The 9,809-nt window shown below is 41.5% G+C and carries 7 protein-coding genes and 1 pseudogene; 4 read left to right on the top strand and 4 right to left on the bottom strand.

The annotated features are described in order from the left end of the window. The 4 genes from FNZ60_RS07665 to FNZ60_RS07650 all read right to left on the bottom strand — a co-directional run. A partial coding sequence (locus FNZ60_RS07665) for a YfjI family protein (RefSeq protein WP_142417017.1) occupies positions 1–1,209 on the bottom strand: 1,209 nt, incomplete at its 3' end. Continuing rightward, a complete protein-coding gene (locus tag FNZ60_RS07660) occupies positions 1,206–1,553 on the bottom strand; it encodes a hypothetical protein (protein WP_425456840.1) in 348 nt (115 codons plus the stop codon). The genes FNZ60_RS07665 and FNZ60_RS07660, both read right to left, overlap by 4 nt. Before the next feature lie 152 nt (positions 1,554–1,705). Beyond that, complete coding sequence (locus FNZ60_RS07655) at positions 1,706–1,906, bottom strand: helix-turn-helix transcriptional regulator (RefSeq protein ID WP_011180791.1); 201 nt, start codon at positions 1,904–1,906, stop codon at positions 1,706–1,708. A 210-nt stretch (positions 1,907–2,116) separates the two neighbouring features. Then, the gene (locus tag FNZ60_RS07650) at positions 2,117–3,283 is read right to left on the bottom strand and encodes a tyrosine-type recombinase/integrase (RefSeq protein ID WP_142417016.1); all 1,167 of its coding nucleotides are present in this window, start codon (positions 3,281–3,283) and stop codon (positions 2,117–2,119) included. A gap of 238 nt (positions 3,284–3,521) precedes the next feature. Between FNZ60_RS07650 and FNZ60_RS07645 the strand changes: the two genes are divergently transcribed. The 4 genes and pseudogenes from FNZ60_RS07645 to FNZ60_RS07620 form a co-directional block, all read left to right on the top strand. Further along, positions 3,522–3,755, top strand: coding sequence for a hypothetical protein (locus tag FNZ60_RS07645; protein ID WP_142417015.1), 234 nt, complete (start codon positions 3,522–3,524; stop codon positions 3,753–3,755). Between the two features lie 21 nt (positions 3,756–3,776). Further along, on the top strand, positions 3,777–8,645 hold the full coding sequence (locus tag FNZ60_RS10275) for a phage major tropism determinant (protein WP_246054753.1): 4,869 nt from the start codon (positions 3,777–3,779) through the stop codon (positions 8,643–8,645). 9 nt (positions 8,646–8,654) lie between these two features. Continuing rightward, positions 8,655–8,984 (top strand): hypothetical protein, encoded by a 330-nt coding sequence (locus FNZ60_RS07625; protein ID WP_142417014.1) that lies wholly within the window; start codon positions 8,655–8,657, stop codon positions 8,982–8,984. A gap of 66 nt (positions 8,985–9,050) precedes the next feature. Then, positions 9,051–9,146, top strand: a pseudogene (locus tag FNZ60_RS07620) (lysozyme); the annotation flags it as partial. Between the last annotated feature and the right edge of the window lie 663 nt (positions 9,147–9,809).

Raw genomic sequence — 9,809 nt, 5'->3', positions numbered from 1 at the left:
AGTCTTTGGCATTTTTAAAACATGCGATTGTAAGCTTTCAGAGAAACGACCACTTTTTGCCTCTCTATGAAGATTTTCTAGCCATTCATAAAATTTCTCTTGTGCTTTTGGCATAAAACGCATGATCAGCGGATGTTCTGGAGAACCTAGTCGTTTATCACGAAAAGAACGAAAAACACCTTCATACTTTTGCCAACCCTCTTGATTGGGAGGTCTATCAACCAATTGCCAATCTTTTGTCTCATCGGGCCACACCAGCATTTGAAACCGTTGCAATAAACCGTCATCGTTTATTCCACGGTGCATGGCTTGAATAATGGGAATAATTCGTGAAGGTTGAATGCCTCCAATCATTGATAAAGTTACATGGGGAATAAAAATGGTTCCACGCTCGATACGGTCATAGGTAAATTGATCATCTCCATTAAAAGCTGTTAAATAGAAAGAACGGTCTGTTTGATATTCCTTTCTCTCCAAATTGGCTAAAAACCCAGATAGTTCATCACGGACCATTAAGAGACCACGGGGGTTTTCTTTTAACAATTCCCCAAGCTTTTCGACGGTCACATCATTGACAATAAAACGCGAGACATCATCATCATGAGCACTGTCTTTAGAGAGCGTTTCAAACAACAGAGCACGGGCTGTTTCACACTCACCTTTTTTAAGCGCTTTATTGGCTTGTTTTTCTTTTTCTCTCTTGTCTAAACTTTCTAGCCTCTCTTCAATTTCTTGCCTTTCTTTCTGTTTTAACCACTCTTTATACCATTCCTTTTGAAGGCGCGTGATAGGGGCTAAAGCAGCTTTCATGGCTGGTGTTTTATATGTTGACGATTGACCAATAAGAGCGCCCCAGAGATTAGGAACAATTGTCCAATCATCATGTTGTTTTGGAGCAATCCGCACGCCATTACCAATCACAGCAGCCAAACCACAGAGAGCAGAGACAGCCATAAAATCGAGAGGGGCTTGTTGACGCTCTGAAACGTCATAAATATAGTCCATGAATGGCATTGGGAGTTGTAATGGATTAAAAGGTTCGACGGGTAAGAGAGCCGTAGCAATTGGTTTTAATTCTCCCCAACCATTTTGTTGCAAGGCTTGTTCATAAGGAATGGCTTTTAAACAAGCATTATCATTTAAAGAGGCATTATCGTTATCATTGACGGGGGTATTCTTCTCTAAAATATTTTTATTATCTTGTTTCATATTACGTACCTTGAATGATAGAGAAAATCGTTGAAATCGGTTCCTTTTGGAGCTTGCATGATAAAGACCTCAAAGCCTTGGCTATAAGCACGCTTTGCTAAAGTAAAATCTGCTTTACGACCCGCATCATCTGCTGGTTTTTGATCTGTTTTGCAGCCATTGGCTTTTAAAAAGGCTTGTTTCCCCAGCAAGCCAATTCTTGTGAGCGCTTGTATGATCTCTCTAAAAGAGCAACCAGCATAACAGTAGAGTAAAAGACGCCCATCATTTCCATTGGTAATGGATAAACTAGGCAATTGATCATCGTGAGCAGGGCAACGGGCAAGTCCATAACACCATACCAAACCCCATGCAAGGCACGTGTGATGCCCCAAGCATTCGTAAAAGAAAACATATTTTTGATCCTATAATGATTGCATCATAGGACGGACTCTGCTATCCATAATCATCGTGTGAAAATGAAAAGCCTTGTCCATCCTTATGTGACAAGGTTTTTTTATGCCGCATCACTTTGACGTTGCTGTTTTGCTTGTTCGATTACATTGATAAGATCCGATTGTAACCAACGCGATAAAAAACCAAATTTTAAAGGTTTTGGTAAAGAGCCATTGGTCACATGCCGGCGGAAAGTTGAGACACTCATATGAAGCAATTTTGCACTTTCACGATCTGTTAAAAGAATATCGTTTTCTGTCATAGTAAAATCCTTTCAAATATTAAAAAATGAGAACAAATCATAAGCATTTATTAACCATATTTTTGCATCATATGAAAGGTATTTAGTTTATAGAAAACAGTATTTTATTATACATTTTCTCATGTGATAATTTATGAGTTTAATTGAGAAAGAATGAGAAAACAGAGAGATAAAGTTATCCACAGATAATGGGGTATTACACCCCATATCTTAAGATTGACCTGTGACATAAGCCGTCCATTTATCCATATAGACACGGCGCTGTTCTAAATAATCAGTACGACGATAGGCACGCTCTACTTTACCCCCAACCGTATGAGCTAGAATGGTTTCAGCAACCTCATAGGGGGCATCGGTTGTTTCAGCAAGCCAATCGCGTAAACTAGAACGAAAACCATGGGGGCAGGCATCAAGTTTATTGTCTCTCATATATTGAGCCATACACTTAGCAGCAAGGGGACCTCGACCGGTTGCAGAAAAAAAGAAATCATTGCGAGAAAGTAATCGTGCTTGTTTCAAAACGTCTAATGCTTCTGTTGATAAGGGGACGCGAAATTCTGTTGTAGCATCACGCTTTCCTTTCATATTCTCAGCAGGGATAGTCCAGATATCCCCATCAATCTGATCTTTATGAATATGGCGTATAGGATTTGTGCGAACGCCTGTCAGAATAAGCAAACGCAAAGCCAGTTGTGTTAGGGTTGATGCTTCACAAAGTGTTTTATAAAAAGCCGGCACATCTTTCCAATCCATTGCCGGTAAATTTTGCTTTTTGTGACGTTGTTTACCTAAAAGAGCGCGTGCTTTTTCTGTTGCTTGTAAATCAACATTCAAACCTAATGCAGCCGCATGTTTGAGACATATATTAAGACGATTAAGAGCTCTATAAGCAACTCCAGCTTTTGAATGCCAAATAGGGGCAAGAACATTGCGTATTTCTGTTTGGGTAATCTCAGAAACGGGCAAACAGCCTAATTTAGGGAGAATGTAAAGCCGCAAGGGAGAAAACCAATTCCCATTTTTACCATCACCTTTTAATTCAGCTTTACGACTTTCAAAAGCATCCAACGCGATATCTTTTAAATAATGGAGATTGCTTATTGCTTCACGCTTTTGTTTTTCACGTTCTTTAATAGGGTCACGACCTTCACGAAGAACAGAACGCCACCCCGTTGCCAATTCACGGGCTTGTTTTAAAGAGACATCTCTTAAAGCCCCCAAGCCCATTTCACGACGGCGACCATGAATGGTATAACGATAAATCCATTGAGCACCTCCATCTTTACGCTTATGAAGAAGCAAGCCAGCACCATCATTATATTTGCCAGCCCCCAATGTTGCAACAGACCTTGCATTAAGACGGTTCATAAGAGCCATTTTTAGTCCTTTCCTATACAGATTTGATCCACACACTCATCCCGCTTGTTATGTGCAAATGAGTGGTTTTGATTGATTCAAGATAAAGAGATTTGAAATGAGAGAATCTTACGTTATTCGAGACTCTCATTCAATATGAATAACGCTAAATTATCATTATAAATCAATATCTTGTTGTGTTGAAACACGCCCCGTTAATATGAGTGTCGTTTATGGGATCAAGACATGAGGAGTTGAAATGACATTAAAACCGTTTGCGATATCAGAGCTTAGCGACCCGTCACAAGTACGGGTCGTTTTGTATTCAGGGGGAGGGTTTGTGCATGCACCTCTTCATGGGATTGTTGATTTAGTAAAAAAGACTTTGAAAACAGAGCTTGATGGTTCGCTGAAAGAGATGGAGAAACGCTTAGATGCTTTAAGAGAAGATGTTGAAGACTTGAAAGAGTGTTATTTGGATGAAGTACTTTAGAGGGTGTAAGGACGAAAGCAGATGAAGATACCAGATCATAGTCATGACTATTTGATACCTGTAGCGACGAAAGAGGAAATCAGGGAAGGCACTTCGCAAGATACAGTTGTTGTTCCGAAGATTTTAGGGACGGCCTCTTTGTATTCGTATGAAACGTTTGCACCGTTAGAACAGGTTGTTCATGCAAGGCAAGAAGCTGAAAAAGCAATGGCGCGTGCAAATAGTGCGCAACAGGTTGCAGAAGAATCGAAGCGCGTATCGGAACAAGCCCTTACAGAAGTTACGAAAACGGGTGAAAAGGTTAATACAGCACTTACGACCTCTACTGAGGCAAAAGAAGCGGTTACAACAGCAACGACAGCGGCGAATATTGCCAAACAGACAGCTGATGATGTCAAGGGCTTAGCCGAAGAAGCCAAGAATGCGTCAGATGCGGCGAAGCAATTGGCAGAAGAGGCGAAGGCAGCATTTGATAGAGCCTCTGGGGAAATCAGTGGTACGAAAGGTTCGTTGGCAACGGCATTGGAAAGTTTTGCAGAGGTCAAGCAAGCAAGTGACAGTGCAGTGAATGTCTCGACAGAAACCAAGAGGTTAGCCGATGAATCGAAGTCGATTGCTGAACGTGCAGAACAAACAGCGCGAGAAGCTTCTCAAACAGCTAAAGAGACAACGCAAGTCGCCGCGACAGCGGTAGCAACGTGTCATGAAGTCAAGACGGTAGCGACCCAAGCAAGTCTTAAGGCAGATGGAGCCAAACAGACAGCCGATGATGCCAAGGATATTGCAGAAGCGGCAAAAGGTTTATCGGAACGGGCGACATCTTCAGTCACAGAACTCACAAAAACAGTATCTCAAGTACAAACGTCAGTAGAGACAGCCTTAAGTGATGCAAAAGCAGCAAAGAGTACGGCAGAAGAGGCAAAAAGCGCTTCGACAACGTCACAAGAGCTAGCATCGGATGCCAAGAATAAAGCAGAAAATTTAGAGACTATTGCTAATGCAGCAAAACAAACGAGTGATGATGCAGCACAAACAGCGACAGCAGCAAAGAGTCTATCAGAAGAAGCAAAACAAGAAGCCGGTGTTGCAAAGACCACAGCTTTAGACGCTAAAAGCGCGGCAGATAGTGCACAAACGAAAGCAGAGCAGGCACAACAAGAAGCATCCGAAGCGTCTCGCGTAGCCAAAGAGGCCAAGGAAGTTGCAGAGGCGTCAGTGCGTTCAGGTAGTGAAACAGTCCGTGGAGGAGAAGTGATCAAGAGCTTAGCAGATGATGCGAAAGCTAAAGCGGAAGCAGCAGAAAGATTAGCGCAAGAAGCGAAAAATGCTTTTGATGAAATGAAGCAAACAGCCGATGGTGCGAAGGTCACGTCAGAGACAGCAGTAAATCTGGCGACAGATGCGAAGACGGCAGCGTTAGAAGCCAAGAAAACAAGTGAAACAGCAACAACCACAGCAAGCTCTGCGCAAACAACAGCCAATAGTGCTTTAACAGAATCAAGAGAAGCCAAGAGCACGGCAGAAGAGGCAAAGAGACTTTCAGAACACTCAAAGGCGGCTTATGATGAAATAAAAGTATCCGTTGAATCTGTTAAGACTGTAGCAGAATTAGCCAAAGGCACAGGAGAACAAGCATCCCAAACAGCATCAGAAGCGAAGGGGTTAGCGGAAGAGGCAAAAAGTGCAGCAGATAGTGCAAATACGAAAGCAGAGCAGGCACAACAGGCAGCAACAACGGCATCTCAAATAGCTTCTGAGGCTAAGACAGTTGCAGAGCAAGCATTACAAGCTGATAGACAAGCCGTTCGTGAAGGGAGTGAAGCATCCAAGAGTTTAGCAGAAGAAGTTCAGAAGAAAGCCGAGGAAGCAGAGAGAGTTGCACAAGAAAGCAAGAGCGTTTGTGAAGAAGCCAAACAGCTAGCAACAGAAGCCAAGAATGCTTCGACAAATGCGCTTACAGAATCGAGTGATGCGAAGGAGAAGGCTTCTACAGCGCTTACATCAGTCAATGATGTCAAGGGGATTGCTGAAGAAGTTAAAGGTTTAGCAGAAAAAGCAACGACAGCATCTACAGAAGCGCAAAAAACCGCCGAGCAAGCATTAAGAGAAGCAAATGCAGCGAAAACAACGGTAGAGACGGCGTCTAACACAGCCAATGATGCCAAGGGCTTAGCCGAAGAAGCCAAGAATACGTCAGATGCGGCAAAGCAATTGGCAGAAGAGGCAAAGGCAGCATTTGATAGAGCTACAGGAGAAATCAGTGGTACGAAAGGTTCATTGGCAACGGCATTGGAAAGTTTTGCAGAGGTCAAGCAAGCAAGTGACAGTGCAGTGAATGTCTCGACAGAAACCAAGAGGTTAGCCGATGAATCGAAGTCGATTGCTGAACGTGCAGAACAAACTGCGCGAGAGGCAAAGCAGACAGCCACAGAGACAACGCAAGTCGCCGCAACAGTGGTAGCGACGTGTAATGAAGTCAAGACAGTAGCAACCCAAGCAAGTCTTAAGGCAGATAGAGCCAAACAGACAGCCGATGATGCCAAGGATATAGCGGAAGAGGTAAAAGGGTTATCGGAACGTGCGACATCTTCAGTCACAGAACTCACAAAAACAGTATCTCAAGTACAAACGTCAGTAGAGACAGCTTTAAGCGATGCAAGAGCAGCCAAGGAGGCAGCAGAGGGATCAAAAACTCTTTCAGGAGAAGCGAAAGAGATAGCCGGCAAAGCGACGTCGAAAGCGGAAGAGGCTCAACAAGAGGCATCAGAAGCCTCTCGAATAGCCAATGAAGCCAAGGCAGCAGCAGAGCAGGCATTACAAGCTGATAGACAAGCCGTTCGTGAAGGGAGTGAAGCATCCAAGAGTTTAGCAGAAGAAGTTCAGAAGAAAGCCGAGGCAGCAGAGAGAATTGCACAAGAAAGTAAGAGTGTTTGTGAAGAATCCAAACAGCTAGCAACAGAAGCTAAAAATGCTTCAACAAGTGCGCTTAAAGAATCGAGTGATGCGAAGGAGAAAGCTTCTACAGCGCTTACATCAGTCAATGAGGTCAAGGAGATTTCTAAAGAAGTTAAAGGTTTAGCAGAAAAAGCAACGACAGCATCTACAGAGGCGCAAAAAAACGCTGAGCAAGCATTAAGAGAAGCAAATGCAGCGAAAAGTTCGGCGGATACTGCATCCAGCACATCTCATGATGCCAAGGGGATTGCTGAGGAAACTAAACAAACGCTTGGAGATGTTAAAAGCGTTGCAGACATGGCATTATCGACAGCCACTACAGCCAAGCAGAAAGGAGATGAAATAAGCCAGAAAACTTCGGAAGCGTTGACGAAGTCTGGAGAAGCCAAGACACTAGCGGAAGAGGCAAAGGCTAAAGCCGAAAGTTTAGAGACAGTTGCGAATGAAACAAATCAAACAGCGACATCTGCGAAAAATCTTTCAGAAGAAGCAAAAGAAGAGGCAAGCAATGCCAAAACGATAGCCTTGGAAGCAAAAAGTTCGGCGGATAGTGCAAAGATGCAAGCAGAACAAGCGCAACAGGGTGTAGAGGAAGCAACGAAAATAGCCAATGAGGCGAAAGCAGCAGCAGAAACAGCGGTGCGCTCAGGAGAGACAGCAGGTCAAGAGAGTGTAGAGGCAGTAAAGAAGATAGCAGAAGATGCAAAGAGTAAAGCCGAAACAGCCGAGATTAAAGCATCCGCTGTAGAACGGATAGTCAATGCTGCGAATAAATCTTTGGAAGAAGTGAAAGAAGAAGCAAGGGAAGCTAAGGAAGCAGCGGATAGAGCGAAAAGGACAGCCGAAGAAGCCAAAACGATAGTCGAGAACACCAATAAATCCCTTATTTCGTTTAATTTTTCTGATACACAAGATCAAGTAAAGAACAATAGTCAACAGATTGAAGGTCTTAAAGAAGGTATAAAAAATTTCCTTTCTTTCATAAATAATGAAGTGCATTTCACTGTATTTTCTCAGGAACGATCATTTTTGATAGTTGGTGATGGTCGACAAACTATTTTGATTAAAAAAGGAACAATATTGCGCCGTGTCGATGTGAATGATGAGGATTTTCGTTTTCATACAGTCTCTGAAGATAAAAAGCTAGATTTTTCTAATCGTCTTGATCCAGGTAAAGATTATTATATTTATATGGTTCCAGGAAATGATAACAACACTGTTCTTTTTGGCGCTTCATTAAATTCTACTTATCCGAATGGCTACACAGCGGATAATTCTGTCAAGATAGGGGGCTTTCATACGCTTTGTGCGGATGTTGGTGTGATTGAAGGACATCCTTTATCGGGTTATCGAGCAGGGGATATTTTACCGAATTCTGTATGGTGTTTGAATCACCGTCCACATAGTTCCCCAGAAGGAATGGTCTATGACCCTTCTCAAGATATTTGGGTTGATATTTATCTTCAATCAGGGACAGGTAAAAATGCCCGCTCAGCCTATAATGTTCCAATTACAACGGGGCGTACTTATACAGATCATGTAACAGATATGATGCTTGTAAATAAGTCATTATTAAGTGATGAAGAATTTGCTTCTGCTATGCATGGGAGTAATGATAAGACAAGTATTCAAGGTAAAAAGGCACCTTCTCCTAAGATTTCAGGTGGTCACATTGATACGGCAAAACGTCGCATGATCTCTCATATAGGGTGTGAAGATGGTTGCGGTTATATTTGGCAGTTTTTATCCGGAACATTTCCTATGCAAATAACGAATAGGGGGCAAGCTAGGTTAGAAATGAGGTGGTTATCAGGAGGAGGTGGATGGAGCCATGGCGCCGATAGCGGATATTTTGCACGCTCTGCTGTTTCTTCTGCTAGAGACAATCACCAATTAGGGGCGCGTGGTTGTAGCCGTCCTCGTCATTTTGTTTAGGAGGGGTAGATGATCGATTATCCAGAGCATTTAAATACAAAGCAAGATTATCTGAATATGCTTGAATTTGATAAAACTGAAACAGTAAGGAGGCTAAAAGATCTTTTAGCAACGCGTTTTTATTGGGTCTTTGTTAAAGAGCTTCAAGAAGGAGAAGAAGGGCTAGAAGATGATACGCATAAGGTTTGTATGACAACTGAAATGCCGTCTGACCTCAATGGAGATTTTGTAGAAAAGCGTTGTCAGTATGAATTACAGGAAAGCGAATATGCGCCGCTTTTTCAACTTGGCTTTCGCGTTGAAGAAGTTGAGAAGTTGATCAAAGAGCATAGCCAATAGAGATTATACAAAGAAGATTTTAATCCAGCCTCACGTTTGTGGGGCTTTTTTTTATGGAGGATTTAGATGAGAAAGATATCCAAAGAAGGGTTAGAACTTATCAAACAATGGGAAGGCTTGCGTTTAGAAGCCTTAAAAGATATAATATCAAAAAGCACAATAAAGTCAATAGGTTGTTTGTAATTATTTTATATGAATCCACTTAAGAATCCACACTTTTATGCATGATTCATTTGACCATTTTTTATAAACAATTGCCACGTATGAATAGACCATAAAAAGTAAATCATGATGCGAATATTATAACGCATGTGTGTATTCAAATGAAATGAAAAGCAGCTATCATTCATAACAGTTCATAAATTTTATGATACGTTTTTATCATTCACAAATCGCATTATTAAAAATTTAGTCGTTTTAAATTATCGATAACATAAAAAAGAATGATGTGTATTTTGCTCTTTTTTGAGCGAAACCTTAAAAGGAAAATAATCGTTTGAAACTTTTAAAGCGCTTATAGGTTTTAATTCATAAGGGCGCATAAGAGGATTTTAAAAAATAATGATTTTATAATCACGGTATTTTTTTACCGAGGTACGAAATAGCAGATATGAAATTCAAAACGTTATGTCTTATGATCAAAAGCTTTTTTTGACATATGCAAGCAAGCTATCAAAAAACGTTTTAAAAGTTATCGTTTAAAAATACAAAGTTAAATGGGGGCGCCTATTGAAACAAGATAAGCAAGCAAAATTCAAAACCATTGTAGCATCATAAAGGCATGGGATTTTACTCAATTTTTAGAAAAAACGGCATTGTTTAAAG

Source organism: Bartonella massiliensis (assembly GCF_902150025.1).
Taxonomy (GTDB): domain Bacteria; phylum Pseudomonadota; class Alphaproteobacteria; order Rhizobiales; family Rhizobiaceae; genus Bartonella; species Bartonella massiliensis.
Note: the sequence above shows the minus strand (reverse complement) of the source record. Positions and strands in the feature narration are given on the sequence as shown.